Origin of the sequence: Roseovarius sp. A-2 (assembly GCF_002072155.1) — a bacterium.
Lineage (GTDB): Bacteria > Pseudomonadota > Alphaproteobacteria > Rhodobacterales > Rhodobacteraceae > Roseovarius.
Genome location: NZ_BDIY01000027.1, coordinates 1 through 26750 on the forward strand (window position 1 = coordinate 1; position 26750 = coordinate 26750).

Sequence of the window (26750 nt, forward strand, 5' to 3'; positions counted from 1 at the left end):
CGGAAATCGCCGAAATACTTGGTGATCGCCGCCGTCAGCGTCGTCTTGCCGTGGTCAACATGGCCAATCGTGCCGATGTTCACATGCGGTTTCGAGCGGTCAAACTTTTCCTTTGCCATGGTCTTGGCTCCTTTATGTCAAAGCGGATGGTGGGTTGGCACCCACCCTACGGTTTGGGTAGGGCGGGGATCTCCCCGCCACCCGGTTATGCGTATTTCGACTGGATCTCTTCCGAGATGTTCTGCGGCACGGGGTCGTAATGCGAGAACTGCATCGTGAACTGCGCGCGGCCCGAGGACATCGAGCGCAGCGTGTTGATGTAGCCGAACATGTTCGCCAGCGGCACATTCGCATTGATCGCGATGGCGTTGCCGCGCGGCTCCTGACCCGAGACCTGACCGCGCCGCGACGTGAGATCGCCGATGACGTTGCCAGTATATTCCTCAGGCGTCACCACCTCGACCTTCATGATCGGCTCGAGCAGTTTGGCGCCGGCCTTGCGCAGACCTTCGCGCATGCCCATCCGGCCCGCGATCTCGAACGCCATCACCGACGAGTCCACATCGTGGAACTTGCCGTCGATCAGCGCGACCTTGAAGTCGATCACCGGGAAGCCTGCGAGCGGGCCGCTATCCATGACGGACCGGATGCCCTTCTCGACGCCCGGGATGTATTCCTTGGGCACCGCGCCGCCGACGATGCGGCTCTCGAAGCTGAAGCCTTCGCCCGCCTCGGTCGGCGAGATGATCATCTTGACCTCGGCGAACTGACCCGACCCACCCGACTGTTTCTTGTGGGTGTAGGTATGCTCGACCTCGTGACCGATGGTCTCGCGATAGGCCACCTGCGGCGCGCCGATATTGGCGTCGACCTTGAATTCGCGCTTGAGACGGTCCACCAGAATATCGAGGTGAAGTTCGCCCATGCCCTTCATGATCGTCTGGCCGCTCTCCATGTCGGTTTCGACGCGGAAAGACGGATCTTCCGCGGCAAGCCGCGCCAGACCGGCAGACATCTTCTCCTGGTCGCCCTTGGTCCTGGGCTCGACCGCGATCTCGATCACCGGGTCGGGGAAGGTCATGGTTTCCAGAACCACCTGCGCCTTGGGATCACACAGCGTGTCCCCGGTGGTGGTGTCCTTCAGGCCCGCAAGCGCGATGATATCGCCGGCAAACGCCTCGTCGATCTCTTCGCGGTTGTTGGAGTGCATCATCATCATCCGGCCGATGCGCTCTTTCTTGCCCTTGGTCGAGTTCTGGACGGTGTCGCCCTTCTTGAGCACGCCCGAATAGATGCGCGTGAAGGTGAGCGAGCCCACGAACGGGTCGTTCATGATCTTGAACGCGAGGCCCGAGAACGGCATCGCGTCATCCGCACGGCGCGGGATGTCACGGGTCTCGGTCTCGTCATCGGGGCTGAAGCCCATGTAATCGACCACATCGAGCGGGCTCGGCAGGTAATCGACCACGGCGTTGAGCAGCGGCTGCACGCCCTTGTTCTTGAAGGCAGAGCCCCCCAGAACCGGCACGAAGCTGAGCGACAGCGTGCCCTTGCGGATCAGGCTGCGCAGGGTGGGGATGTCGGGCTCGTTGCCTTCAAGGTATTCCATCATCGCGTCGTCGTCCATTTCGACGGCGTTCTCGATGAGCTTGGCGCGCCACTCGTCGGCGGTATCCTTGAGGCTGTCACGGATCGGCTGACGGGTCCAGGACGCGCCCAGATCCTCACCCTTCCAGGTCCACTCTTCCATGGTCACCAGGTCGATGATGCCTTCAAGCTCGGTCTCGGCCCCGATCGGCAGCGCCACGGGCACGGCCCGCGCACCGGTGCGATCCTCGATCATCTTGACGCAGTTGTAGAAATCGGCGCCGATCTTGTCCATCTTGTTGACAAAGACGATGCGCGGCACCTTGTACCGGTCGGCCTGACGCCACACCGTCTCGGTCTGCGGCTCGACCCCGGCATTGGCGTCCAGCACGCAGATCGCGCCGTCGAGCACGGCCAGCGACCGCTCGACCTCGATGGTAAAGTCGACGTGGCCGGGCGTATCAATGATGTTCATCCGGAACTTGGTGTCGTCGGTCCCCTCCTTGCTGGGGTCCTCCTGCCACTGCCAGAACGTCGTGGTCGCAGCCGAGGTGATCGTGATCCCGCGTTCCTGCTCCTGCTCCATCCAGTCCATGGTGGCGGCACCGTCGTGCACTTCACCAAGGTTGTGGGATTTGCCGGTGTAAAACAGGATCCGTTCCGAACAGGTGGTCTTGCCTGCGTCGATATGGGCCATGATGCCGAAGTTGCGATAGCGTTCGAGCGGATAGTCGCGTGCCATGATTGAAATACCTCTAAAGGTTTACCAGCGGTAATGGCTGAACGCTTTGTTCGCGTCTGCCATCTTGTGGGTGTCTTCGCGCTTTTTCACGGCCGAGCCGCGGCTCTGGACAGCGTCGACCAGCTCACCGGCAAGACGCTCTTCCATGGTGTTCTCGTTGCGCGAGCGCGAGGCGTTGATCAGCCAGCGGATCGCCAGCGCCTCGCGGCGCTCAGGGCGGACCTCGACGGGCACCTGGTAGGTGGCACCGCCGACACGGCGCGAGCGCACCTCGACGGAGGGTTTGATGTTGTCGAGCGCCTCGTGGAACACTTCCACCGGCGCGCGCTTGATCTTGCCCTCGACGCGCTCCAGCGCGTTGTAGACGATCTTCTCTGCGGCGGACTTCTTGCCGTCCACCATCAGGTTGTTCATGAACTTGGTCAGAACCCGGTCGCCATACTTGGCGTCGGGCAGAATTTCGCGTTTTTCAGCGGCGTGACGACGGGACATCTGATATTCCTCTTGTTCCTCTGCGGGCGAGGCCCCGGACCGATGCCGGGACGCCCGAAATCCTTATTTCGGACGCTTGGCGCCGTATTTCGAGCGGCGCTGCTTGCGGTCCTTGACGCCCTGCGTGTCGAGCACGCCGCGCAGGATGTGATACCGCACACCGGGAAGGTCCTTCACACGGCCGCCACGGATCAGGACAACCGAGTGTTCCTGAAGGTTGTGGCTCTCGCCGGGGATGTAGCTGATGACCTCGAAGCCGTTGGTCAGGCGCACCTTGGCAACCTTCCGCATGGCCGAGTTCGGCTTCTTCGGCGTCGTGGTATAGACGCGCGTGCAAACGCCACGTTTCTGCGGGCAGCCCTGCAGGTGCTGTGACTTGGTGGTTCTGACTTTCGGCTGCCGCGGCTTGCGGATCAGCTGTTGGATCGTTGGCATTCCGGTTTTTTCCCCGTCTCTCAACACATGTGTCTGCACGAGGTGCCCCGTGCGGTTAATCAAAAGCACACTGCGCGTCCGCAATACGCAAAAACCGCAATCGCACCCCATATCTCGGGTCCGACGCGGTGGGTTTCCAGAGGATCGGGGCATCGCACCCGGATCTTGACCACTTCAGTTCTGATACAGGCGGTGGGGCGGCCCCCTTTGCCTTGGATGGGGCGCGTATAGGGGGAGTCGCGAGGGTTGTCAACAGGCCCGCCCGGTGCTTGCGCAATGCCTTTGTGAATGCGATGTATCGCACAGGCGAAACGCTGCCAACCCACCCTGTCCGGAGTGTCCGACATCATGCGCGTCATCGGAATTTGCCGGTTCTCCTACCCCGCGCAGGGCGGGTTCAAGCGGATGCATGACAGCATCGAGGACCGCGAGGCCTATCTTTATGATCCCGCACGCATGGAGCTGCGGTTCCGGCATTTCGAATGCCTGACCCTGCCCTCCATCGCCGCCCAGCAGAACCCCGACTTCACCTTTCTCATCGTTGTGGGCGAGAGCCTGCCGAAACCCTATCGCGACCGCCTGCACGACCTGACCGCCGCCGTGCCGCAGATCAGGGTCGTGGCCAAGCCCCCGATGCGCCACCGCAGCGCCATGCAGCTTGCCATCAAGGAAGAACTTGGCGAGAACGAGGACGAGTCGATCCAGTTCCGGCTTGACGATGACGACGCCGTCGCCGTCGGCTTCACCCGCAGCCTGCGCTGGTCCGCCAAGGCCAGCCGAACCATGCGCAAGAAGTGGCGCACCGTCGCGTTCGAGTACAATCGCGGCTACTCGGTCGCCCTCTCGGATCAGGGCATCACTGCCGAAGAAGTGCAGACGCCGTTCTGGGCCTGCGGCCTCGCCGTCCTCTTTCGCCCCAATGATCCGCGCACGGTGATGAATTACGGCCATCACAAGCTACATCTGGACATGCCGATGATCTCGAACCCGACTCCAAAGATGTATCTGCGTTCCAAGCATGACGACAACGATTCCGGCGCCAATTTCGCGCCGCGCAGCCTACAGCCCCTCACCGACACCGACCGCACCTTTTTCAAGCGTCAGTTCAACGTGGACGAGGACCAAGTGAAAGCTGTCTTTTCTGCGCCGCCCGTGCCCGCCGACTGACCTGCGCCTCGCGGTAGAGCGTGAAGAGGCCCGAGGCCACGACAATCGCCGCCCCCACCAGCGTGGTCGTCTGCGGCCAGTCGCCAAACACCACCCAACCGAGAATCAGCGCCCAGATCAGGCTGGTATAGCGGAACGGCGCGACAAAGCCGATCTCGCCCACCCGCATCACCATGATCGAAAAAAGATAGCCGCCGATGATCATCACCGCAGCACCGCCGATCAGCAGCATGGCGCGCCCGTCTACGGCGGCCCAGTCCCCGGTCAGGCTCGCCAGACCAAAGAATACCGTGATGAAAAACGACGTGATCAGCGTCACCAGCATCGAGGGCACATCGCGTGACAGCTTGCGCGTTGCCAGATCGCGCAGCGTGACAAAGGCGACCGCCGCCAGGCCGTAAACCGAATAGACGTTGAACCCTTCGGTGCCGGGCCGCACGATCAGCATCACGCCGATGAACCCCGCCAAAATCGCCGACATCCGTTTCCAGCCCACCGGCTCGCGGAAAAACAACGCGGCGGCCAGCGTGATCGTCAGCGGCAGCGCCTGCATGATCGCGCTGATATTGGCGATCGGCATATTGAACAGCGCCGAGACAAAGAAATAGGCCGAGCCGATCTCGCCCACCATGCGCCAGAACACCGGCCACAGGTCCTCGCGCGGCAGGCGGCGGGTCAGCGCCCCCATCCGCCAGGCGATCACCGCCACCAGCACGGTCGTCACCACCCCGCGCAGGAACATCACCTGAAACAGCGGCACCTGCCCCGACAGGCCCTTGATCATCACATCGTTTATCGTGAACGCCGCCATCGCCCCCATCATCAGGAGCGCGCCGGTCAGATTATCGGAACGGGGCATGGTCTGCCTGTTTTTTGATCACAAGTCCCGCGCATTAGACGCGGATCGCGTCGGGGTACAAGGGGGGATCAACCGCAGATCAATCGGCAAGCGCCGCATGCAGCGCGCCGTGCAGTGCCGGATTGGCCGCCAGCACCCCGTCGAGACGCGGCACGGGGTTGTTGAACCGCAGTGCCGCCGCGCGCCGGTCAGATGTCACCGCCCCCGCCTCGCGCAGGATCAGATCGCCCGCCGCGATGTCCCATTCCCAGGTCGGGCGCAGCGTCATCATCGCGTCATAGCGCCCTTCCGCCACAAGGCTCAGGCGATAGGCCAATGACGGGCGAAAGACGCGCCTCACCTCCGGCGCGCGCCCGTCGCGCCAGACCTCGGGCGCAAAGGCGGGCGTCGCCGCGAGCAACGACGCGCCCCCCAGATCGGCCCGCGTTGTGGCCCGGATCGGGGCGTCGTTCAGCGTCGCGCCCAGCCCTGCGCCTGCCGCATAGAGCTTGTCGCGCATCGGCAGATAGACCGCTGCCGCCGTCACCACGCCACGCTCGGCCACGGCGATGGAATGCGCCCAGATGTCATGGCCCTCGATGAAACTGCGCGTGCCGTCGATGGGATCGATGATGAACACCCGCTCCGCGTCCAGCCGCGCGGCGTCGTCCTCGGTCTCCTCCGACAGCCAGCCATAGTCGGGCCGCGCGGAGCACAGGATCTGCCTGAGCGCGGCATCGACCGCCAGATCGGCCTCGGTCACCGGCCCCGCCCCGCCCGGCTTGTCGCGGATATCGAGCGGTGCGCCGATATAGCGTGTTGCGATCTCGGCGGCCTCGTGCGCGGCCTCGATCAGCAGGGAAAGGTCACTCGCCGGCAAGCGTCAGCCCCTCGACCAGAAGCGACGGCACCACGCGGCTCAGATGCGGGCGCGCGTCATTGGCAGGGATCACCGTGCGCAGCATCTCGGGCAGGCTGCCCGCGATGGTGCATTCATTGACCGGATAGGCGATCTCGCCATTCTCGACCCAGAACCCGGCAGCCCCTCGCGAATAATCGCCCGTATTGGGGTTGATCGTGGCCCCAATCATCGACGTCACCATGAGACCGGTGCCCATCTCGCGGATGAGATTCTCGCAGCTCTGCGCCCCTTGCGTCAGCGCGACGTTCCACGTCGCGGGCGACGGCGGCGCGGATGTCCCGCGCGACGCATTGCCGGTTGATCGCATCCCCAGCTTGCGGGCATTGGCCAGGTCAAGCGTCCAGCCCATCAGCCTGCCATTCTCGACAATCGCGCGCGGGGCGGTCGGCAGACCCTCGGCGTCAAAGGGCCGCGATCCGGTGGCGCGCGGGCGGTGCGGGTCCTCCAGCAGCGACAACGCGTCGGGCAAAACCTGCTCGCCCAGCCGGTTCATCAGCCAGGATGATCCCCGCGCCACCGACGCGCCACTTGCCGCCGCTAGAAGATGCCCGATCAGCGAGGACGCGACGCGCTCGTCGAACAGCACCGGATAGGCCCCGGTGCGCGGACGGCGGGCATTCAACCGCTCGACCGTGCGTTCCCCCGCGATGCGCCCAATCTCTTCGGCCCCGCGCAGGTCGCTGGCAAAGACTCGGCTATCGGCGTCGTAATCGCGCTCCATTCCCGCCCCGCTGCCGCCGATGGCCACGCAGGACAGCCCCGTATCGGTGCGCGCATAGCCGCCCGAAAACCCGTTGCTCGCCGCGATATGCGCGGCATTGTGCGAATAGGCCGCAGAGGCCGATTGCACCTGGCTCACGCCCGTCACGCGCAGCGCTGCCGCCTCCGCCTCCTGCGCCATCTGCATCAGCGCATCGGGCGCGGGCTCCGCCGCCGGGTCGCACAGTTCCAGCGCCGCCAGATCCCAATCGCGGGCCAACTCTTCCGGTGCCGCCAGCCCGGCATAGGGGTCCTCAGGCGCCTCGCGCGCCATCGCCACCGCACGGGTCGCCAGCGCCTCGATCGTCTCGGGCCTTGTATCGGAGGCCGAGACATTGGCCTGTCGCCCGCCGATCAGCACGCGCAGCCCGATATCGGTGCCCTCGGCGCGCTCGGCCTGCTCCAGCGTGCCGCCGCGCATATCGACGATCACCGACTGACCCCGGATCGCGACGGCATCCGCCGCCTGTGCCCCCGCTTTCAGCGCGGCATCGATCAGGGCGTGGGACAGATCATCGAGCGATTGTGGCATGGGCGTCTCCTGAATGCCGCACTCAGGTAGACCGGCCCGGCCCATGGTGCAAGTCCATGCCACGCGAAAAGCCGCGCCGCGCCCCGGCTCTTGCGGATATTTCGACCGGGCCACACATCGGCCCGTGCGCCGCCGGTCTCGCCGCAACCGCCATAAGCTTCGGCCCCGGTCGCATGGGCTTCGGCCTGTTCGTGCCCGAATTCAATGCGACATTCGCGATGTCCGACACCGCCGTCGGGCTGATCTAGGGCCTCGGGTTCCTGGGGCTTTTTCGTGGCACTCCTGCTCGCGCAGACCTCGCGCAGGCCATGCTCGGGCGGGCGCGCCGGCGCTGGTCTTGCAGCCGCCGCGCATCCGCGAACGTGCGGCGGTGCTGGAGGATCCACACCCGGCCTGAGCCCGCGCGCCGCTTACTTCAGCCGCTGCCCGTTGGCCAGAACCTGCCCGTCCTCGGTCACTTCGATCTTGGAAACCAGCTCGTCCTCGCCCGGGCCGGGACGCGCGAAAAGCCCCATCATCATGCGAACGCCCGTGGCTTGATCCTGCGGCACGAGGCCCATTGCAATCAGCTTGTCCAACAGGCCATTGCCGCCCACAAGGCGCAGATCAAGCGCGCCCTCGGGCGCCGGTGCGCCGCCAAAGCTGGTCGTGTCGCTCTGATCAAAGGTAAACGCCCCCTCGCCGGTCAACGTCGCCCCGGCAAGCTCCAGCGTCAGGTTGTGGAGGGTCAGGCTCTCGACCTCGCCGGGTGCGGTCTCGCTGTCCTCCATCCGCTCCACCTGCTCGGGGTCAAGCAGATCGAAGAACAGCCGCCCCTTGCCGCTGAGATCAATCAGCAACGTCGCCGGATCGCGCGGCAATTGCCCGCCGGGATCGAACATCGACCAAAGCTGATCCGGCATGGTGAAATCGACCAGCTCAAGCCCGAGCGCGGAATCCTGCATGGTCTCGCTCTCGAGCACCGGCACGGCCATGTCGAACGCCATCCGCGCCATGCTCAGATTGATCGGGAACGGCATGTCGGTGGCGCTGATCGCCATCGTCACCCCCTCGCCCGCGCCGCCATAGCGCAGACCGTCGGACCCGATCGAGGTAGTCAGCGTGCCACTGTCGGAACTGTTGGCCCCTTCGAGCACATCGCCATCGTCCTCGAAGCGATAGACGGTGTTGCCGGTCTGGTATTCCATCCGGCTGTCAAACTGGAACCCGGCGCGCAGGGCGGCGGCCATATCCTCGGCATCGAAACTGTCGGGGATCGCGCCCGCACCGGCGAATGTCGCTTGCGCCAATGAGCCCGAAAAGACCAGCGTCCCGCCCTCTACCGGATCGGTGAAATCCAGCTCATAGGTGACCGGACCGGCGGTCAGGTTCTGCTGCATCGCGCGCGTCGTCTCGCCCTGCGCCGTGCTGCTGGAGCCGCTGAGATCCTCCAGCCGGATTTGCGCCGCGCGAATTTCGGGCGTCTCCTCCCCGGCCTGAAGATCGGTCAGCGCCATGGTCAGCACCTCCGCGTCATAGCTGTATTGCATCGCCTCGGCCGTGCCTGAGACAACCATCGCAAGCCCCTGATGCGTCACCTCCATCGTCGCCGTCATCTGCTGCGCCTCGTCATCCGAGGCGGCAATCGCGATCGGCATCGTCTCGGGCAGCACCACCGACACGGTCCCGTCCCCGTTCTCGACAAACTCCACCTGCCCCATCCGCATCGATACCGCGCCCTCATCCTCGGGCAATGCCATTTCCATCGCCAGATCGCGGATCGTCAGCGTGTCACCGGATCGGCTTTCGTCGGCGGAGACCCGGTATCCGAACTCCTCCAGATAGGTCGTCCAGTCCTGCCAGACCTGATCGGCGGTAAGATCGGCCAGCGCGGCAGTGCCACTGAAACCGAGAATGAGGGCCGAGGCGGCGAGCGGGCGAGGATAGGACATTGAAGGCACCTTTTTCGAAATCCGGGTTGCCGATAACTTCGGTCGTCGGGTGCTCGGGGTCAAGGGAGGATGTCGCTGGAACTTCGCCGCGCGCGCCGTTATGCAAGGCCCCGTATCACAGGGCAAGTATCACAGGGCCAAAGGGGGCAAGCCATGACCATGCAAGGCAAATGCGTTCTGATCACCGGCGCGAGCAAAGGCATCGGTGCCGCCGCCGCGCGGGTCTTCGCCGAAGCGGGGGCCAATGTCGCGCTTGTGGCGCGCAATCGCGACGCCATCGCCGATCTCGCAGGCGAGATCGGGCCCAGCGCAATCGCCATCCCCTGCGACGTCAGCCGCTACTGGGAAATGGAGGCCGCGGTCGAGGCCTGCCACACCGCCTTTGGCCAGCTCGACGTGCTGATCAACAACGCGGGCGTAGTCGAGCCTATCGGCGGTCTGACCGAGGTCGACCCCGGCGCATGGGGCCATGCCATCGACATCAACCTCAAGGGCGTCTTCAACGGCATGCACGCCGCCATGCCCAGCATGACCCAGCGCGGCAGCGGCACCGTCCTCACCGTCAGTTCCGGCGCGGCGCATAACCCGCTGGAAGGCTGGAGCGCCTATTGCACCTCCAAGGCCGGGGCGGCGATGCTCACCCGCTGCGCCGATCACGAGGCGCGCGGTGCGGGGCTGCGGATCATGGGCCTGTCGCCCGGCACGGTGGCCACCGACATGCAGCGCGAGATCAAGGCCAGCGGCGTCAACCCCGTAAGCGCGCTCGACTGGTCCGACCACATCCCCGCCGACTGGCCCGCCAGAGCGCTCTTGTGGATGTGCAGCCCCGAGGCGGACGAGTTTCTGGGGCAGGAGATTTCCCTGCGCGACGAGGATATCCGCCGCAGGATCGGCCTCGGATGATCCGGCTCGACAAGGACGGCGGCCTCTGGATCGCCACGCTCGACCGCCCCGACAAGGCCAACGCGCTGACCGGGGCGATGCTGTCGGACCTCGCCGACATCGCCGAGGCCGCAGCCCTTCAGGCGCAGGTCTTCGTGCTCACCGGCGCGGGCAAGGTGTTCTCCGCCGGGGCCGATCTCGAGGCCGCTCGCGCGGGCCTCGCCACCAGCCCGGTCTGGGAACGTCTCTCAAGCGCCATCGCCGCCTTTCCCGGCCTCAGCATCGCCGCGCTCAACGGCACGGTGGCGGGCGGAGCGATGGGCATGGCGCTGGCCTGCGACATCCGCATCGCCGTTCCGGGGGCCGGGGCGTTCTACCCGGTGATGAAACTGGGCTTCCTGCCGCAGCCCAGCGACCCCGCCCGCCTAAGCGCATTGATCGGCCCGGCCCGCGCCCGGATGATCCTCATGGCCGGACAGAAGATCGACTCAGAGACCGCGCTCGCCTGGGGCCTGTTCGACCGAATCACCCCCGAGGGCGAGAGCGTGCTCGACACCGCCCGCGCCCTCGCCGCTGACGCGCTCGCCGCCAGCCCAGCCCATGTGGCGGGGATCAAGGCGCTCTGCCGGCTCTGAACGCGCAGGACGCTGACGCCCCTCACCGCTTGCGCCTGCGACCCGGCGTTTTCGAATGAAACTCCGGCGGGCGGCGGCCCACCCATGCGATGAACCTCGCCAAACGCGGATGCGCGCGCAGCGCCTCAACTGTATTGAACTCTCGCGCCAGTTCCGCTTCCTTCAGCGTCGCGTGTATCTCGTTGTGACAGATCTGGTGCAGGCGCACGACCGGCCCGCCCTTGCCGCCCTTCAGCTTGGGCACAAGGTGATGCAGGCTCTGCCGGGCATCGGGCGGACGGGCATCGGGCGGAATGGGCCGCTGACAGAGTGAGCATATCGGGTCCTCGGTCAGTTTGTCTTGATCCTTTGCAGCGCTGCGGGCAAGAGACTGGCACAAAGGATCAAGAGGGCAAGGGGCGTGTGATGGAGGGTCAACCGGAGATCGTGCAGACAGCCATCGGCTACGGCCTGCAGGGCTGGGACATGGCCAGGGTCTGGCTGCTCAGCCCGGCGGCATGGTCGCAATTCGCGCTGCTGGTGGCAGCCTGGCTGCTGGCCGTGCTGATCACCGGGCGGATACGCCCCGCGCTCACCCGCCTGCTGACCCCCGCCGCTGGCCAAGACGGGCCGATCGCCTCGGGCCGCCGCTTCGTGCTGATGTTCCTGCCGCTCCTGATGCCGCTTCTGGCCTACGGCCTCACCGGCATCGGCGAGAGCGTGACGCGGCAGGTCTTCGGCTCGGGCGACGTGATCGCCTTCGGCAAAAGGCTGTTCATGGTCCTCGCCGCCCGCGTTCTGGTGCGTGAGATCGTCACCGACCCGTTCCTCAAGGTTCTGGGCCGCCTCATCCTCATGCCCGTCGCGCTGCTCTATCTCTTCGATCTTCTGGGGCTCGCCAACGACCGGCTCGCGGCCATATCGGTCGATCTCGGCAATATCAGCTTCTCTGCACTGGCGCTCATTCGCGGCGCCGTCTCGGGCGCGCTCCTCTTCTGGCTTGGCCGCTGGTCCAACAGTCAATCCGAGGACTTCATCCGCCGTCAGCAAGACCTGCGCCCCGCCACCCGCGAACTGGCGATGAAGGCCAGCCAGATCGCAATTTTCGGCGCGGCCTTCCTGCTCCTGATGTCGATCATGGGCATCGACCTCACCGCCATCGCCGTCCTCGGCGGCGCGCTCGGCGTCGGCATCGGCCTCGGGCTACAGCAAATTGCCGCCAATTTCGTCTCCGGCGTGATCCTGCTGCTGGAGGGGCAGACAACCGTGGGTGATTACGTGACCCTCGACGATGGCTCCGAAGGTACTATCGTCAAGATGACCGCTCGTGCCGCCATTCTCGAAACCGTCGATGGCCGCTGGATCGTGGTCCCGAACGAGGATTTCATCACCTCCCGCGTGGTAAATTTCTCCGACGCGGGCGCGCAACACCGCTACGAGGCCGATTTCTCGGTCAGCTACGACACCGACATCAACCGCATCCCCGCCCTGATTGAGCCCGTTGTCGCCGCGCTCGATTTTGTCCTCACCGAAGGCGAGCGCGCGCCGGAATGCGAGCTCAAGGCCTTCGCCGATAGTGGCGTGAACTTCTCGGTCGAATATTGGGTCGAAGGGATCGAGGACGTCACCGGCAAATACCAGTCCGACGTGCTCTTCGCGATCTGGAACGCGCTCAAGGCCGGGGGCATCGAGATCCCCTACCCGCAGCGCGTGCTGCATCATGTCGGATTGCCGCAGCCCGCATGACCGACGCGCTCGTCATCGGGGCCGGGCCGGCGGGCCTCATGGCTGCACGGGAACTCGCGCGCGCAGGGCTGCGCGTGACGCTGGCCGAGGCCAAACCCTCGGTGGCCCGCAAATTCCTGATGGCCGGGAAATCCGGGCTGAACCTGACCAAGGATGAACCCTTCGAAGACTTTCTCCATGCCTACGGCACCCAAGCCGAGACCCTGCGCCCGATGCTCACCGCCTTCGGGCCGGACGCGGTGCAGGACTGGGCGCGCGAGCATGGTCAGACGCTCTTCACCGGCTCTACCGGCCGGGTCTTTCCAAAGGTGATGAAGGCCTCGCCGCTCCTGCGCAGCATGCTGGCCGAATTGCGTGACCTCGGGGTAGAGACCCGCACCCGCTGGCGCTGGACCGGATGGGATGGCGCAGCGGTCCTCTTCGACACCCCCGACGCTCCACAGCGCCTCACCCCCACCGTTACCGTGCTCGCCTGCGGCGGCGCAAGCTGGGCACGGCTCGGCTCCGATGGCGCATGGAGCGCGCATCTCGCCCCCGACACGCTCGTCCCGTTCCACCCCGCCAACATGGGCTTTCTCGTGGACTGGTCACCGCATATGACCCCACATTTCGGCCAACCCGTCAAAGGCATCGCCCTGCACGCAGGCCCCGCCTGCTCGCGCGGTGAATGCGTGATCTCCGCCACTGGGCTAGAAGGCGGCGGCCTCTACGAGATAAGCGCCGCCCTGCGCGACGGCGCCCCCCTCACGCTCGACCTCGCGCCCGACCTATCAGCCGCGCAAATCGCCGCACGACTGGCCAAGGCACGCCCCCGCGACAGCCTGAAAAACCGCCTGCGCAAGGCGCTCACCCTCGATTCGACAAAACTCGCGCTGGTGATGGAATTCGCCCGCACCACCCCAGACCTGCCCACGGCACTCAAGGCACTGCCCGTCCCCCTCCTCGGCCCCTGCCCGATGGACGAGGCGATTTCCACCGCAGGCGGCCTGCGCTTTGACGCTCTGACCGACGACCTGATGCTGCGCGCACGCCCCGGCACCTTCGCCGCCGGTGAAATGCTCGACTGGGAGGCCCCCACCGGCGGCTACCTGCTGACCGCCTGCCTTGCCACCGGCCTCTGGGCCGGTCGCCACGCGGCGGCCTGCGCTCAGGGCAGCGCCGCCGCCCGCTGAAATCCGGGCCGCGCCATCATCGCATCGAGATACGCCGCCAACCGCGCGGGCGGCTCCGGAAAGCCCGCCTTGCCCGCCCACATCAGGCAATGCGCCAGCAGGATATCGGCGATGGTCATGGTCTCACCCTGCAGGAACGGACCCGCGAGCATGGCCTCCAACCCATTGATATTTCGCTCATACTCCCATTTGAGCGACTCCTTGACCGCAGGCACCCGGTGCTCTTCGGGCAGCACGAAGGAATGCCGCGCCGCCGTCCACAGCACTGCGTCGATCTCGTCGAGTATCTGATGCGTCAGCGCATCCTGACGCGCACGGGCAGGCGTGCCCGCAGGATGCGTCATCCGGCCATGCTTGTCCGCAAGATAGGTCATGATCGCACTGGAATCGGTCAGCACCTGATCGCCCTCCCGCAGCGCCGGAATCTTGCCCGACGGGTTCACCGCCAGCGCCTCGGCCGAGCGCGGGGCGACGGGCAGATGATTGTACTCCACCCCCATTTCCTCCAGCAGCCAGAGCACACGAAAGGCACGGCTGGCCCGCGATCCGATAACGTCATACATGAGATTGTCCCCGTTCCATTTGATGTGCGGCACCATTGCCCAAAGGGCGGGCGAAGGCAACGGCGGCAGGGCGGGTCATGCGCGCCTGTGCAGGCGTGGTCGTGAATGGCTTGAAGCGGCCATAGCCCCCCGCCAGAAGGTGCCGCGCGGTCGCAGGGCCGGGGACTGGCGATGCAACGGTTGTGGCGGGTACTTTATCCCAGCCAAGTTATTCAAAACTCAACACGTTGCGCGCCCTATCAAATCGCCAGGCCGCGGGACGGCCCGGCGATCGCGCGGCACCTTCGGTGCGTTTCGCGCGGGGTGCGTCAACGGCAACTACAGGCCGATTGTGTTGATAAACTCCCGCGGCTTAAAGTCGTAAGCAAGTTCCAGAATTTGGCTCCGCTGAAGGGCGCTTTGGAAAACAGAATTTTCAAAACCAGGCGTTGGAGGAAAGAAATTCCGTCGATTTGGCCTGTTTGGTTCGGGCGTCGAGTTTCTCAACAAAATGGGCCACACCTCACCCCATTCCATGACACGCTTGTACGCAAAGAGAGAGCTGGAACCCCAGCCGATGCATGCGGCGTAGGGTGGGTTTCCAACCCACCGCGCCAATCATCCGCCGCCAAAGGCGAGCAAGTCCTTGGCAAACTGCATCAGACGCCCGTTGTTCGCCACATGGTCAAGCATCGCCGTGCCAACCGCACCACCGCCAATCTTGGCACCCGAGATCACCACCGCATCCGCAACCTTCCCACAATAGGCGACAACCACGTTGAGCGCCGCCAAGATCCGCTCGGCTATCCTCGGTTGGCAATTTGACAGCGACCGAAGATATCAGGAGGCTGCGCAAAACTGGCAAGGCTGTCAATTCTTGCTCTCGCGCCCACTCCTTGCTCAGCACGGCATCCCACCAAACAGGCAACACCCGCGCCGCTGCACGGAACGCAATCCACACCGACACCTCGCGCGGCTGATCCTTCAGCCACGCCTTGAGGCTCTCCCGGTCTGTTATGTCCACACTCTCACTCATCACCCCAAACCCTGCCCCGCCCGCCCCCCGCTGTCCAGCGCACGCGGCGTTAAGCCCGGCCCCCACCGAAATCCGCACCGACGCAATACCGACAGGATACCGACGCGATACCGCCCCGGACTCTTCCCGTTTTCCAATGCGTTAACCCCGATTCGCACCGCCGCGTAGGGTGGGGCTCCACCCTACCCCGCTCACCGCCCCGCGAGCATCGCCAACCGGATAAGCGCGCGTTCCATCAGGGCCATCTCCGGGGCCCGCTGCGCCGCCGAGCGCAGTTGCAGGTCGGTGTCGGTGAGGATCGTCAGCCCCTGTTGCAGCTTCTCTGCCCCCCAGCCCTGCGCCTGCCTCAGCATCCGGTCGCGGCGCGGGCCAAAGACCGGCGGGCGCATGCGGGCGATGCCCTGCGCCGCCCCGCCGGGATCGGAGGCGGCGGTGTAAAGCCCCCTAAAATGCCGGGTCGCGCCGATGCACAGCCCCACCGGCTGCACCCCCTGCGCCTTCAGCCGCCGCAGCACCGGGCCGATCTCGCCCGAGCGCCCCTCGGCCACGATATTGAGGATGTCGTCGAGATCAGCCTCGGTCGAGGCGGGCGCGCAGGCGGCGATATCTTCGGCCGACAGCGCGCCGTCCTCGCCCAGCTTGTAGAGCGCCAGCTTCTCCATCGTCTGCCGGAAATCCCCGGGGTCGAGATCGCGGGCGAGCGCCGTGAGGTCATTCATCACCGGCCCGGGAATGTCGCGCAGACCGGCCTCTCCCAGCACCCGCTCGATCTCTTCTCGCGAGGGCGGTTCGTCATAAATTCCGACGGCATAGGCATTGGGGTGCGCCTCGAACGCCTTGCGGATCTTCGAGGTGGCCTTGAGTTGGCCTGCGGTGACGATGATCTGCGCATCGCCCTCCTGCCAGTCGCTCAGCGCGGCCAAAATCGCATCTGCCGCAGCGTCATTAGCGTCCTCGACAAAGGCCGCGCGCGGCCCCGGAAAGAACCCCTGCGCCTTGACCGCATCCATCAGCCGCGCGGCATCCTTGCGCAGGTCCCCGCCGGACATCCGGGTCAGGCGCATCTCCTCTTCCGCGTCGGGACCAAGCAGCGCCGCGATCACCTGCTGGCGTTTCAGCGCAACCCGCATCGCGTCGGGCCCAAAGATCAACAACCCCGCGCGATGCGCCTCGGGCTTAGCGAAATAACGGGCCGCGTCGCGCGTGCTCAGCTTCATTGCGCCAGATCGGGGGTGGTGGCGATCAGACGGGTCACGAGTTGATCGGCGAGGATGGTCATCAGCCGCACCTCGGCATCGCGTTCGGCGGCCTGCGTCGCCACCGGGGTTCCCGCCGCGGAAAAGGCGGTGAAGTTCTCGACCACGCCGGTTGTCACGCTCGCTCCGGTCTCCCGGTCGAGCAGCGCGTAATGCACCCGGCCCAGCATGTTGAACCGCGACGAGACGTTGGTGCGGTCGATGGCGATGGCCTCGGTGGCGAGGGCAATGCGCGGCCGCAACTCGTAGCGCGCCCCCGAGGCCCGGCCAAGGCGGCTCTCAAGCTCGCGGGTCAGAAGGAAACCCGCGCGCGTGTCCGGTTCGGTCACCTCCACCCGCCCCATGAGCGCGGTGCCGCTGCCGCCTGGCCCGTAGACCGGCGCAAAGCCGCAGCCTGCCAGCAGGGCCAGCCCCGCGCAGAGCAGGAGGCGGCGGCTATACGACGACATTCACAATCCGTCCCGGCACCACGATCACCTTCTTGGGTTGCCCTCCGTTCAGGGCCTTTTGCACAGCTTCATGTGCCAGCGCGGCTTTTTCAACCTCGGATTTGTCCATATCGGCAGGCAGCGACAGCTCTCCCCGGCGTTTGCCGTTGATCTGGATGGGCAGGATCACCGTCTCGTCGATCAGCATGGCAGGGTCGGCTTTGGGCCAGGGGGCCTTGGCCACCAGACCCTCACCTCCCAGTCTCGCCCAGACATCCTCGGCCAGATGCGGCGTCATCGGCGACATCAGTTGCGCCAGCGTGCGCGCGGCAGTGATCTTGGCCGCCTGCCCTGCCTGCGATTTCGCCAGCGTGTTGGTAAAGGCATAGAGCCGCGCGATGGCGGCGTTGAAGCCGAAACTGTCAACGCCCTTGGTCACCTCGTCGATGGTCTTGTGCATCTCGCGCAAGAGCGCCTCGTCGGCCTCGGGCGCGGGCTCTGCCGGGCTCTGCGCGATCTCGGAGGCGATGCGCCAGACGCGGGCAAGGTGGCGATGCGCGGCCTCGGCGCCCGAGGCGGTCCATTCCACGTCCCGCTCAGGCGGGCTGTCGCTCAGGACGAACCAACGCGCGGTATCGGCGCCGTATTGGCTGATGATGGTCGAGGGATCGACCACGTTTTTCTTGGATTTCGACATCTTGGCCGAGGGGATGATTTCTACCTCCGTGCCGTCGGCCAACCGTCCATCGGCAACCTCTTCGGGCAGATGATAGACAGGGCGGCCCTTCGCATCCCGCGTCTGGTAAATCTCATGCGTCACCATGCCTTGCGTGAACAGCGCATCGAATGGCTCTATCGCCTTTTCGGGCAGGTGCCCGCAGATATGCATCGCGCGGGCGAAAAAGCGGGAATAAAGCAGATGCAAAATCGCATGCTCGATCCCGCCGATATACTGGTCCACGTTCATCCAGTACTCGGCCTCGGCCATGTCCGTGGGCGTCTCGGCGCGGGGCGCGGTGAAGCGGGCGTAATACCAGCTCGAATCCACGAAGGTATCCATCGTGTCGGTCTCGCGCCGGGCGGACGCACCACAGGCGGGGCAGGCACACTCACGCCATGTCGGATGCCGGTCGAGCGGGTTTCCGGGGATAGAGAAATCAATCGGCGTGCCGCCCTCGTCATAGGGCAGTTGCACCGGCAGGTTCTCTTTCTTCTCGGGCACCACGCCGCAGGCATCGCAATGCACCACCGGAATGGGACAGCCCCAATAGCGTTGTCGGCTGAGGCCCCAATCGCGCAGGCGAAACTTGGTCACACCCTGCCCCACGCCATTGGCTTCACAGAAATCAATCGCCGCCTCGACACCTGCGTCGCCGGTCTGCTCTTCGTCGCCCGCCACCAGCCGCGTGTAGCGCACGCGCTCGGATTTCAGCGGCACGTAAGGCGCGGCTTCGATGTCGTGTTCGGCGTCAAGCGGCAGAAAGGTGTCGATGATCGGCAGGTCGTATTTGCGCGCGAAATCATGGTCGCGCTGATCGTGGCCGGGACACCCAAAGATCGCGCCAGTGCCGTAATCCATCAGGATGAAATTGGCGATATAGACCGGCAGATCCCAGGCCGTGTCGAACGGATGGCGGCAGGTCAGGCCGGTGTCGAACCCGAGCTTTTCGGCCTTCTCGATGGCCTCGGCGGTGGTGCCGCCCTTGCGCGCCTCGGCGCAGAACGCCGCCACATCCTCGCGCTCACGCTCCAATTGGCGCGCCAGCGGGTGATCGGGCGATATGCCGATAAAGGACGCGCCCATCAGCGTGTCGGGGCGTGTCGTATAGACCTCCACCCGGTCATGCCCGTCAGGCCCGTCATTCAGGCCAAAGGCGAATTGCAGCCCGCGCGACTTGCCGATCCAGTTTTCCTGCATCGTCCGCACCTTGGCGGGCCAGTCGTCGAGGCTGTCCAAAGCCTCCAACAACTCCTCGGAAAAATCCGAGATACGGAAGAACCATTGCGTCAATTCGCGCCGCTCCACCTCGGCACCAGAGCGCCAGCCCTTGCCGTCTATCACCTGCTCGTTGGCGAGCACGGTCATATCGACCGGGTCCCAGTTCACCACGGCGTTCTTGCGGTAAACCAAGCCTTTTTCGAGGAAATCCAGAAACAGCGCCTGTTGCTGGCCGTAATATTCCGGGTCGCAGGTGGCGAATTCCCGGCTCCAGTCGATGCTGAGGCCCAGGGGCTTCATCTGGTCACGCATGGTGGCGATATTGGCGTAGGTCCAGTCCTTGGGGTGGCCCCCGCTCGCCATAGCCGCATTCTCGGCGGGCATGCCGAACGCGTCCCATCCCATCGGGTGCAGCACGTTATGGCCGGTCGACAGCTTGTAGCGCGCCACCACGTCACCCATCGTGTAATTGCGCACATGGCCCATATGGATGCGCCCCGACGGATAGGGGAACATTTCCAGCACGTAATATTTCGGCCTGGCCTCATCCCGGCGGGCGCGGAAGATCTCGGCCTCCTGCCACGCCTGTTGCCATTTCGCTTCGATTTCCGCCGGTGCATAGCGCGACATGGGCCGGGCCTCTCTTGCTCTGTCAGTTGTTGGAACGGGTGATAGGCGCTTGTGTGGGGCGGGTCCAGACTCCGCCAACAAAAATGCAGGGCTTTGCGGGGCTGGCCCGGCGTGACTATAAGCCTGTCAGGGCCACAAGACGGGCATATCCATGAAGATCCTTTTCATCCATCAGAATTTCCCCGGCCAGTACAAGCATCTGGCCCCGCTTCTCGCCCGACAGGGGCATCATTGCGTGGCGCTGACGCTGCGGGTGAAGAAGGCCACAACCTGGCAGGGGGTGCGCGTGATCCCCTATGGCCTGCCCAAGCGCGAGGGGCAGAAGCTGCACCCCTGGCTGGTCGATCTCGATACCAAGGTGACGCGCGGCGAGGCGTGCTATCACGCGGCCTGCGCCTTGCGGGACAAGGGATATGTGCCCGATCTCATTCTCGCGCATCCCGGCTGGGGCGAATCGCTTTTCCTGCGCGATGTCTGGCCCGCGGCGCGTATGGGGCTCTATTGCGAGCTCTATCACCTCGCCGGCTGGCCGCATCTCAACTTCGATCCGGAGTTCGCCAGCAAGACGCCCGAGACCGAGGCCCTGCGCATCCGGATGAAGAATCTCAACAACCACCTGCATTTCGAGCAGGGACATGCCGGGATCAGCCCGACCCGGTTTCAGGCCGACACCTTTCCGCAGCCGTTCCGCGACCGCATCACCGTCAGCCATGACGGCATTGACACGCTCACCGCCTGCCCCCTGCCCGATGTCCAGCTGGAGGTGGAGGGCGCAGGAACGCTCAGCCGCGACGACGAGGTGATCACCTTCGTAAACCGCAACCTCGAGCCCTATCGCGGTTACCACGTCTTCATGCGCGCGCTGCCGCGCCTGCTGCGCGAACGGCCTAGTGCCACGGTGCTGATCGTCGGCGGTGACGAGGTGAGCTATGGCGCGCGCCCCCCGAGCGGGGAGACCTGGAAGCAGATCTTCATCGACGAGGTGCGCGGGCAGATCCCCGATGCGGACTGGGCGCGCGTGCATTTCCTTGGGCGCATCCCCTATGACCGCTTTCTGCGCCTGTTGCAGGTCAGCCGCGTGCATGTCTACCTGACCTATCCGTTCGTGCTCAGCTGGTCACTGATGGAGGCGATGAGTTGTGGCGCGGCCATCGTGGCGGGCGATACCGAGCCGGTGCGCGAGGTCATCACCCATGACGAAACCGGGCGGCTGGTGGATTTCTTCGACGGCGATGCGCTGGTAAACGAGATCTGCGCGCTGCTTGAGGACGATGGCGCGCGACGACGTTTGGGACAGACCGCCCGCGATCGGATCCGCGCGCGTTATGATCTGCAAACCATCTGCCTGCCGCGTCAGGTGGCGTGGGTGCGTGAGGTGGCGGCGGCGACGGCATGACGCGCGTGCCGGACGCTGGTTTGCACCTGTTCCATTATTCCAACTCTTTGTGGGGACTGTCGTAAAGGAAAGCTCTGGCCTTGAGCCGACCTTGGTTCGACAGACCCGGCGCGGAACAAGGCCGGAGGCCGCCGCGCCATCGCCAGGCCACCCCCACGGACTGGCAATGGCGCGGCTCACAGCAACGACAGCTTCAGGCCAGAACCATCACCACGCCCCCTTGCCGATAACGCCGGTTACCCGTAATCGCGTTCTCCGAAAATCGCCGACCCGACCCGCACATGCGTCGCACCAAGCGCGATCGCCTGTTCGAAGTCGCCGCTCATCCCCATCGACAGCCCGTCGAGCCCGTTGCGCGCCGCCATCTTCGCCAGAAGCGCGAAATGCAGGCTCGGCTCTTCATCCACCGGCGGGATACACATCAGGCCACGCACCGGCAGGTCGAGCGCCCGGCACTCGGCCACGAAATCATCCGTATCGGCAGGCAGGATCCCCGCCTTTTGCGGCTCCTCGCCGGTATTGACCTGAATGAAGAGTTCTGGACAGGTGCCTGCCTCCTGCGCCAGCGACGCCAGAGTCCTCGCCAGCTTCGGGCGGTCGACCGAGTGAATCGCCTGAAACAGTCCCATCGCCTGCCTCGCCTTGTTGGTCTGCAAGGGCCCGATCAGATGCAGTGCGATCCCCTCGAACCGCTCGCGAAAGCCCGGCCATTTGCCAGCCGCTTCCTGCACCCGATTCTCGCCGAACACCCGGTGGCCTTCCCGCAGCACGGCCTCGACCCGCGCGTCCGGCTGCACCTTGGAGACGGCGATCAGTTCCACGCTCTCAGGCGCGCGCCCGGCCTCCTCGGTAGCCCTACGCACGCGCGCGTTGATTTCCTTCAGCCCCATGAACAACCTCCTGTGCGGTACCTTGCTGGTGACATGCCACAGCCGCAGCGGCTCGCACAAGCGTGCAAGGACTCTGTGCATCGCAAACGGCTTGCCCCGGTGGCCGGGCTTGGATAGTAGGGGGGAAACAAGTCCGGACGGTATCATGACCTTTTCGCGCATCAGATCGGCCAGCCTCATGGTGGCGTGCCTCGCCCTTCTTGCCGCCTGCGAGAATGCCACCCTCGATAACGAGGCGATGCGCGTCAAGGGCGGGCGCGAACGCGAGGTCGCACCCGGAGACGGATCACTATTGGACCTCTTCCGCGGTCCTGGCGATACCGTCAAGGTAAACCGCTTCCTCTGGACCGCCTCGCTTCAGGTTCTCGACTTTCTGCCCGTCGAGGCCGCCGATCCTTTCACCGGCGTGATCACCACGGGCTTTGGCACGCCGCCAGGCGGCGGTCAGGCCTACCGGGCGACGGTGCTCATCAGCGACCCTGCACTCGACGCGCGCGCGCTCAACGTGGCTCTGCAATCGCGCAGCGGCCCTGTCGACGCGGCCACCGAGCGCGCCGTCGAGGATGCCATCCTCAATCGCGCACGGCAGCTGCGCATTCAGGCCGCCCGATTCTGAGCCTGCTCGGCGGCCCCGCGCCGTTCTTGCCCCGATTGTCGGATGATCTGACCCGATGAATTAACGAAGAGCCCCGCCATGATCCCGGCCACGATCAGGTCGGGCCAGCCAGAGACCGCCCCCCAGACCCCAAGGGCCGCCAGAATCACTGCCACAGTCCCGATGGCGGCATTGCGCGAGCACAGCCAGACCGAGCGCACATTGGCATCGCCAAGAAAAGGTATTCTCTGTCCGATGCGTTAAATATCCTCGTGCGCTGTTTGTGGAAATATTCCTTATAGCTCTCTCGAACGCGGTTCGCGGTGAGTGCCATCTTGGTCATCGCATCACCTTAGATTCGGAAATCCACAGGATTGCCTCGATTGGCTGACCGGCTCGCGATGACGTCACTTTCTGGCTTCACAAGGGAAGGATAAGGCCGCGCCGCGATGTGCACTGCAGATCGCGCGACAGCGCCGTCTCAGTGCCTAAATCATCAACGGCAAGACAATTACGCCGACTGTCTCAGGGGCGAATGGCGCTGTCGCAATCGGCAGGCCCGAGGCGAGACTTTTGGTGGAACCGCAATAGAACAGCGCGGTCCCGTCCGGTGCATTCAGTCAAAAGCTTCTCCCGGTAAAAACCATGATCCCATAGCAAGCGCAAGAAACAGGACCACTACGCCCGACATGATGGCCAGATCGGCACCCGACACGCTGGCCCAGAGACCGGAGATCGTACCGGCCGAGAAGGCCGAATAGACGATCAGCAAGATTGAGCCGCGATCGACTCTCATACACATACTCCAGTGACGGCGGATGAAGGCGTCAGTTCAGCAGCCTGTTACGGATCGCACGGGGGTCGATCTTGGCGCCGTGGAGGAAGAATAGAAACGCCACGGCCCAGAAGGTCACGTGACCCAGAACATCCGCGACCATTCCCTGTGCCGACAGCAATAGCCCAAAGCCAACGGAGGCCAGCAGCAGGAGCATGTAGAGATCGACCCCGATCTTGGAAAGAAAACGCATCAAACACCATGAACAAAAGGCGGCGGCCACAAACATGCGACCACCACAGGATGGGCAACAAAGACGGCCCGGCGACCAAGAAGGCCGCCGTTCCGTGGATTCAAAAACCGGCGGCTTGCCCATCCTTGCGCGGATCGGATCCGGCCATGTAGCCACCCTCGGGCAGGCGCGCAATCAGTTGTGCGCCGCCAAAACCGAAGGCATTGTCGGGAGCTTCGACCACAATGCGGTGGCCCAGCTTGCGCAGGCCGTTGAGCAGGGTCTCGCCCATGCTCGCCTCACAAGCCACATCCAACCCCTCAATAGTGCGCCAGCGCGGCGCGTCGGCGGCGACCTGCACGTCCTGCTCCCAAAGCTGGGTGCGCAGCAGCAGCTGCAGATGCCCCATCGCCTGAATCGGGCCGCCCATCATCCCGAAAGCCATCAGCGGCGCGCCGTTTTTCATGGCAAAGCCTGGAATAATGGTGTGGAACGGGCGCTTGCCGCCGGCCACTTGGTTCTGGTGGCCTTTCTCGGTGGTGAAGCCGAAGCCACGGTTCTGCATCGAGATGCCAGTGCCCGGCACCACCACGCCGGAGCCGAAGCCCGCGTAGTTCGACTGGATGAAGCTGACCATCATGCCATCCGCGTCGGCCGTGCTCATCAGCACGGTGCCGCCGCGTTTGGGTGCGCCGGGGCCGAAGTCCTGCGCCTTGTCAGCAGAGATCAGAGCCGCGCGGGACTTGAGGTAGTCGGGGTCGAGCAGTGCAGTTTCGTCCACCTCGGTCATGTGATCCCGGTCTGCTACGAAAGCGTGCAGATCGGCATAGGCGAGTTTGACGGCCTCGATCTGCAGGTGAATGGCAGCGAGGTCATCCGGCCCGTCGTCGCGGATGTCGGTGTGGTGCAACATGCCAAGCGCCATCAGCGCGGCGATGCCCTGCCCGTTCGGCGGAATCTCATGCAGTTCCATATCGTCGAAGGACTGCGAGACGGTGCCGCACCAGTCTAGCGTATGCGCGGCGAGATCCTCGGTGGTCATCGCGCCGCCGTTGGCCTTGGCGAAGGCGGCGATCTCCTCGGCCAATTCGCCCTCGTAGAAGGCGCGGCCCTTGGTTTCGGCAATCAGGCGCAGGGTGCGCGCGGCACCGGGGTTGCGGAAACGCTCGCCCGCTTTGGGCGCGCGGCCGTTCGGCATGAATGTCTCGGCAAAGCCGGGCTGATTTCCCAGTATCTCGGCCCCTTTGGCCCAGAGCCGCGCGATCACGGGCGAGACGATGAACCCGTCTTCGGCATAGCGGATTGCGGGCGCCAGCACCGTGGCGAGGCCGAGTTTGCCGAATTTCTCTGACAGTTCGACCCAGGCGCTGACGGCGCCTGGCACAGTGACGCTGTCCCAGCCGTATTGGACCATGCCGTCGGGGAAGCGTTCAGGCGACCATGCGGCAGGCGCGCGGCCCGAAGCGTTCAGCCCGTGCAGCTTCACGCCGTCCCACAGGATACAGAAGGCATCGGAGCCGAGACCGTTGCCCGTGGGCTCGACGATCGTCAGCGCCGCAGCGGTGGCAATCGCGGCGTCAACGGCGTTGCCGCCCTGCTGCATGATCGTCAGACCGGCCTGTGTGGCCAGAGGCTGTGAGGTAGCGACGACGTTCTCGGCCAAGACAGGCGAACGGCGGGACGGGTAGACGGGATCATGACGCAGACGCATCTTCGGTCCTCTCGGTTTTGGAATTTTTCTTCAGATGGGCGCGCACCGCCCAGCCGATGGATAAGACAGCCGCCACCAGAAACAGCAGGCTGATGGGCCGCGTGAGAAATAGCGTCGGATCACTGTCAGTCATCAGTGCCCGACGCAGGTTGGTCTCAGCAATGGGACCAAGGATCACGCCCAGCACCAAGGGGGCCAGCGAGTAGCCCAAGGCGCGCAAGGTGTAGCCCGCGACCCCTATGAACCCGAGCAGATAGAGATCGGTAACCCGGTTATTCAGCGCGAAGGAACCTACGACGCAGCAGGTCATCACCACTGGCACGATCAGCCATTTGGGCACCGACGCCACGCGCAGGAACACCCGCATCGACAGGACCGAGACCACCAGCATCATCAATGAGGCCACGGCCATGGCGATGAACATGCCGTACACCAGATCGCCGTGATCCATGATCAGACGCGGGCCCACGGAAATTCCGTGCACCATAAGCGAGGCCATCAGAATCGCATCCACGGCCGAGCCGGGAATGCCCAGCCCGATGAGCGGAATCAGCCCGCCGCCGGCGGTGGCACTGTTGCCGGCCTCGGAGGCGACGACCCCGTCGGGATTGCCGTTGCCGAACTCCTCGGGCGTTTTGGAGGCGCGTTTGGCCTGATCATAGGCGACGAGGTTGGCAATCGATCCGCCCGCGCCCGGCAGCGCACCGATCAGCACGCCGACCAGCGAAGACCGCAACAGGTTCACCGGGCGCATCAGCACCTCTTTCATCACCTTCCAAGTCTGGAAGTCGATGGTGCCAGTGACGAGCGCATTGCCGGAACGGACCGATATGGAATCCTCAACTTCGGAAACCAACTGCGAGATCGCAAAAATGCCGATCAGTACCACGAGGAAAGGCAGCCCTGCCTGCAGCATCTCGATACCGAAGTCGAAACGCGGGCGGCCCATGATCGGATCTGCGCCCACGGTAGAGATCGCCAACCCGATCAGCCCGGCAAGAATGCCACGGATCACGCTGTCGCCCACAAGGCTCGCCACAATGGTCAGGGCAAAGACGATGAGCGAGAAATACTCCCACGGCCCCAGTTTGACCGCGAACATCGCCAGCGGCGGAGCCGCGACGATCAGCACGATGGTCGACAGGATCGTGCCAAAGAACGACGCCCAGACCCCGAGCGACAGCGCCCGCCCAGGCTCACCTCGACGCGCCATCGGGAAGGCGTCGAAGGTGGTGGCGACGGAGGACGGCGTGCCAGGGATACCCAGAAGTGCCGCCGAGATCAGGCCGCCGGTATAGCCGCCGACATAGACCGAGAGCATCACCGCGATGCCCTGTAGGGGCTCCATCGAGAAGGTCAGCGGCAGGGTCAGCACGATGGCCATGGTCACGGTAAAACCCGGAATCGCGGCCGCGATGATGCCCGCAATGGAGCCTGCCAGCATGTAGGTCAGCGTCGAGAGGGTGAAGATCTGGGAGAACCCGGAAAGGAAATCTTCCAT

The 26750-nt window shown here is 64.8% G+C and carries 29 protein-coding genes; 8 read left to right on the forward strand and 21 right to left on the reverse strand.

Annotation, left to right across the window (positions count from 1 at the left end):
- The 4 genes from BHD06_RS19990 to rpsL all read right to left on the reverse strand — a co-directional run.
- On the reverse strand, positions 1–119 hold a 119-nt coding region (locus BHD06_RS19990; RefSeq protein ID WP_254892495.1), incomplete at its 3' end, for a GTP-binding protein.
- An 86-nt stretch (positions 120–205) separates the two neighbouring features.
- A complete protein-coding gene (fusA, locus tag BHD06_RS19995; RefSeq protein ID WP_080458735.1) occupies positions 206–2329 on the reverse strand; it encodes an elongation factor G in 2124 nt (707 codons plus the stop codon).
- Between the two features lie 21 nt (positions 2330–2350).
- Complete coding sequence (rpsG, locus tag BHD06_RS20000) at positions 2351–2821, reverse strand: 30S ribosomal protein S7 (RefSeq protein WP_080458736.1); 471 nt, start codon at positions 2819–2821, stop codon at positions 2351–2353.
- 63 nt (positions 2822–2884) lie between these two features.
- Entirely contained in the window at positions 2885–3256 is a 372-nt protein-coding gene (rpsL, locus tag BHD06_RS20005; protein ID WP_008281863.1) for a 30S ribosomal protein S12, read from the reverse strand.
- 348 nt (positions 3257–3604) lie between these two features.
- On the opposite strand from rpsL, the gene BHD06_RS20010 reads away from it, so the two are divergent.
- Positions 3605–4423, forward strand: coding sequence for a putative rhamnosyl transferase (locus tag BHD06_RS20010; protein ID WP_080458764.1), 819 nt, complete (start codon positions 3605–3607; stop codon positions 4421–4423).
- Here the strand turns inward: BHD06_RS20010 and BHD06_RS20015 are convergent.
- The 3 genes from BHD06_RS20015 to BHD06_RS20025 form a co-directional block, all read right to left on the reverse strand.
- A complete protein-coding gene (locus BHD06_RS20015) occupies positions 4362–5282 on the reverse strand; it encodes a DMT family transporter (protein ID WP_080458737.1) in 921 nt (306 codons plus the stop codon). The genes BHD06_RS20010 and BHD06_RS20015 overlap by 62 nt on opposite strands.
- 79 nt (positions 5283–5361) lie before the next feature.
- Positions 5362–6141 (reverse strand): 3'(2'),5'-bisphosphate nucleotidase CysQ, encoded by a 780-nt coding sequence (locus tag BHD06_RS20020; protein ID WP_080458738.1) that lies wholly within the window; start codon positions 6139–6141, stop codon positions 5362–5364.
- Complete coding sequence (locus BHD06_RS20025; protein ID WP_080458739.1) at positions 6128–7474, reverse strand: TldD/PmbA family protein; 1347 nt, start codon at positions 7472–7474, stop codon at positions 6128–6130. Before BHD06_RS20025 ends, BHD06_RS20020 begins: the two co-directional genes overlap by 14 nt.
- Positions 7475–7530: 56 nt before the next feature.
- Here BHD06_RS20025 and BHD06_RS20030 point away from each other — a divergent pair, with 56 nt between their 5' ends.
- The gene (locus BHD06_RS20030; protein WP_080458740.1) at positions 7531–7722 is read left to right on the forward strand and encodes a hypothetical protein; all 192 of its coding nucleotides are present in this window, start codon (positions 7531–7533) and stop codon (positions 7720–7722) included.
- Positions 7723–7884: 162 nt separating this feature from the next.
- Here the strand turns inward: BHD06_RS20030 and BHD06_RS20035 are convergent, their stop codons facing one another.
- Complete coding sequence (locus BHD06_RS20035) at positions 7885–9405, reverse strand: DUF2125 domain-containing protein (protein WP_080458741.1); 1521 nt, start codon at positions 9403–9405, stop codon at positions 7885–7887.
- 153 nt (positions 9406–9558) lie between these two features.
- On the opposite strand from BHD06_RS20035, the gene BHD06_RS20040 reads away from it, so the two are divergent.
- Positions 9559–10308 carry an SDR family oxidoreductase gene (locus BHD06_RS20040; protein WP_080458742.1) on the forward strand — a complete coding sequence of 250 codons (750 nt, stop codon included), beginning with the start codon at positions 9559–9561 and terminating at the stop codon, positions 10306–10308.
- The gene (locus tag BHD06_RS20045; protein ID WP_080458743.1) at positions 10305–10922 is read left to right on the forward strand and encodes an enoyl-CoA hydratase/isomerase family protein; all 618 of its coding nucleotides are present in this window, start codon (positions 10305–10307) and stop codon (positions 10920–10922) included. Before BHD06_RS20040 ends, BHD06_RS20045 begins: the two co-directional genes overlap by 4 nt.
- Positions 10923–10944: 22 nt before the next feature.
- On the opposite strand, the gene BHD06_RS20050 is transcribed toward BHD06_RS20045, so the two are convergent.
- Positions 10945–11256, reverse strand: coding sequence for an HNH endonuclease (locus BHD06_RS20050; RefSeq protein ID WP_080458765.1), 312 nt, complete (start codon positions 11254–11256; stop codon positions 10945–10947).
- A gap of 71 nt (positions 11257–11327) precedes the next feature.
- On the opposite strand from BHD06_RS20050, the gene BHD06_RS20055 reads away from it, so the two are divergent.
- Both BHD06_RS20055 and BHD06_RS20060 read left to right on the forward strand, forming a co-directional pair.
- Entirely contained in the window at positions 11328–12647 is a 1320-nt protein-coding gene (locus BHD06_RS20055) for a mechanosensitive ion channel family protein (RefSeq protein WP_080458744.1), read from the forward strand.
- Entirely contained in the window at positions 12644–13819 is a 1176-nt protein-coding gene (locus BHD06_RS20060; RefSeq protein WP_080458745.1) for a TIGR03862 family flavoprotein, read from the forward strand. Before BHD06_RS20055 ends, BHD06_RS20060 begins: the two co-directional genes overlap by 4 nt.
- Here BHD06_RS20060 and BHD06_RS20065 read toward each other — a convergent pair.
- The 5 genes from BHD06_RS20065 to leuS form a co-directional block, all read right to left on the reverse strand.
- A complete protein-coding gene (locus BHD06_RS20065; RefSeq protein WP_080458746.1) occupies positions 13795–14382 on the reverse strand; it encodes a glutathione S-transferase family protein in 588 nt (195 codons plus the stop codon). The two genes, BHD06_RS20060 and BHD06_RS20065, sit on opposite strands and share 25 nt — an antisense overlap.
- Positions 14383–14979: 597 nt before the next feature.
- A complete protein-coding gene (locus BHD06_RS23880) occupies positions 14980–15153 on the reverse strand; it encodes a hypothetical protein (protein WP_176214421.1) in 174 nt (57 codons plus the stop codon).
- Positions 15154–15588: 435 nt separating this feature from the next.
- The gene (gene holA, locus BHD06_RS20070; protein WP_080458747.1) at positions 15589–16614 is read right to left on the reverse strand and encodes a DNA polymerase III subunit delta; all 1026 of its coding nucleotides are present in this window, start codon (positions 16612–16614) and stop codon (positions 15589–15591) included.
- Complete coding sequence (gene lptE, locus BHD06_RS20075) at positions 16611–17102, reverse strand: LPS assembly lipoprotein LptE (protein WP_080458748.1); 492 nt, start codon at positions 17100–17102, stop codon at positions 16611–16613. The genes holA and lptE overlap by 4 nt, the downstream gene beginning before the upstream one ends.
- Positions 17089–19650 (reverse strand): leucine--tRNA ligase, encoded by a 2562-nt coding sequence (gene leuS / locus BHD06_RS20080; protein ID WP_080458749.1) that lies wholly within the window; start codon positions 19648–19650, stop codon positions 17089–17091. Before leuS ends, lptE begins: the two co-directional genes overlap by 14 nt.
- 151 nt (positions 19651–19801) lie before the next feature.
- Here leuS and BHD06_RS20085 point away from each other — a divergent pair, with 151 nt between their 5' ends.
- Positions 19802–21046 carry a glycosyltransferase gene (locus BHD06_RS20085; protein ID WP_080458750.1) on the forward strand — a complete coding sequence of 415 codons (1245 nt, stop codon included), beginning with the start codon at positions 19802–19804 and terminating at the stop codon, positions 21044–21046.
- A 236-nt stretch (positions 21047–21282) separates the two neighbouring features.
- Here BHD06_RS20085 and BHD06_RS20090 read toward each other — a convergent pair whose 3' ends face one another.
- On the reverse strand, positions 21283–21936 hold the full coding sequence (locus BHD06_RS20090; RefSeq protein WP_080458751.1) for a YggS family pyridoxal phosphate-dependent enzyme: 654 nt from the start codon (positions 21934–21936) through the stop codon (positions 21283–21285).
- A 145-nt stretch (positions 21937–22081) separates the two neighbouring features.
- On the opposite strand from BHD06_RS20090, the gene BHD06_RS20095 reads away from it, so the two are divergent.
- On the forward strand, positions 22082–22552 hold the full coding sequence (locus BHD06_RS20095) for a DUF3576 domain-containing protein (protein WP_080458752.1): 471 nt from the start codon (positions 22082–22084) through the stop codon (positions 22550–22552).
- Here the strand turns inward: BHD06_RS20095 and BHD06_RS20100 are convergent.
- The 6 genes from BHD06_RS20100 to BHD06_RS20115 form a co-directional block, all read right to left on the reverse strand.
- Entirely contained in the window at positions 22534–22752 is a 219-nt protein-coding gene (locus BHD06_RS20100; RefSeq protein ID WP_376764868.1) for a hypothetical protein, read from the reverse strand. The two genes, BHD06_RS20095 and BHD06_RS20100, sit on opposite strands and share 19 nt — an antisense overlap.
- A 267-nt stretch (positions 22753–23019) precedes the next feature.
- Complete coding sequence (locus BHD06_RS24505; protein WP_303245699.1) at positions 23020–23151, reverse strand: bile acid:sodium symporter; 132 nt, start codon at positions 23149–23151, stop codon at positions 23020–23022.
- Positions 23148–23327: a bile acid:sodium symporter gene (locus BHD06_RS24510; RefSeq protein WP_254892512.1), complete on the reverse strand. Its 180-nt coding sequence runs from the start codon at positions 23325–23327 to the stop codon at positions 23148–23150. Before BHD06_RS24510 ends, BHD06_RS24505 begins: the two co-directional genes overlap by 4 nt.
- 31 nt (positions 23328–23358) lie before the next feature.
- Positions 23359–23559 carry a hypothetical protein gene (locus tag BHD06_RS24515; RefSeq protein ID WP_254892513.1) on the reverse strand — a complete coding sequence of 67 codons (201 nt, stop codon included), beginning with the start codon at positions 23557–23559 and terminating at the stop codon, positions 23359–23361.
- Between the two features lie 100 nt (positions 23560–23659).
- Entirely contained in the window at positions 23660–25249 is a 1590-nt protein-coding gene (locus BHD06_RS20110; RefSeq protein WP_080458753.1) for a gamma-glutamyltransferase family protein, read from the reverse strand.
- The gene (locus tag BHD06_RS20115; RefSeq protein ID WP_080458754.1) at positions 25233–26750 is read right to left on the reverse strand and encodes a tripartite tricarboxylate transporter permease; all 1518 of its coding nucleotides are present in this window, start codon (positions 26748–26750) and stop codon (positions 25233–25235) included. The genes BHD06_RS20110 and BHD06_RS20115 overlap by 17 nt, the downstream gene beginning before the upstream one ends.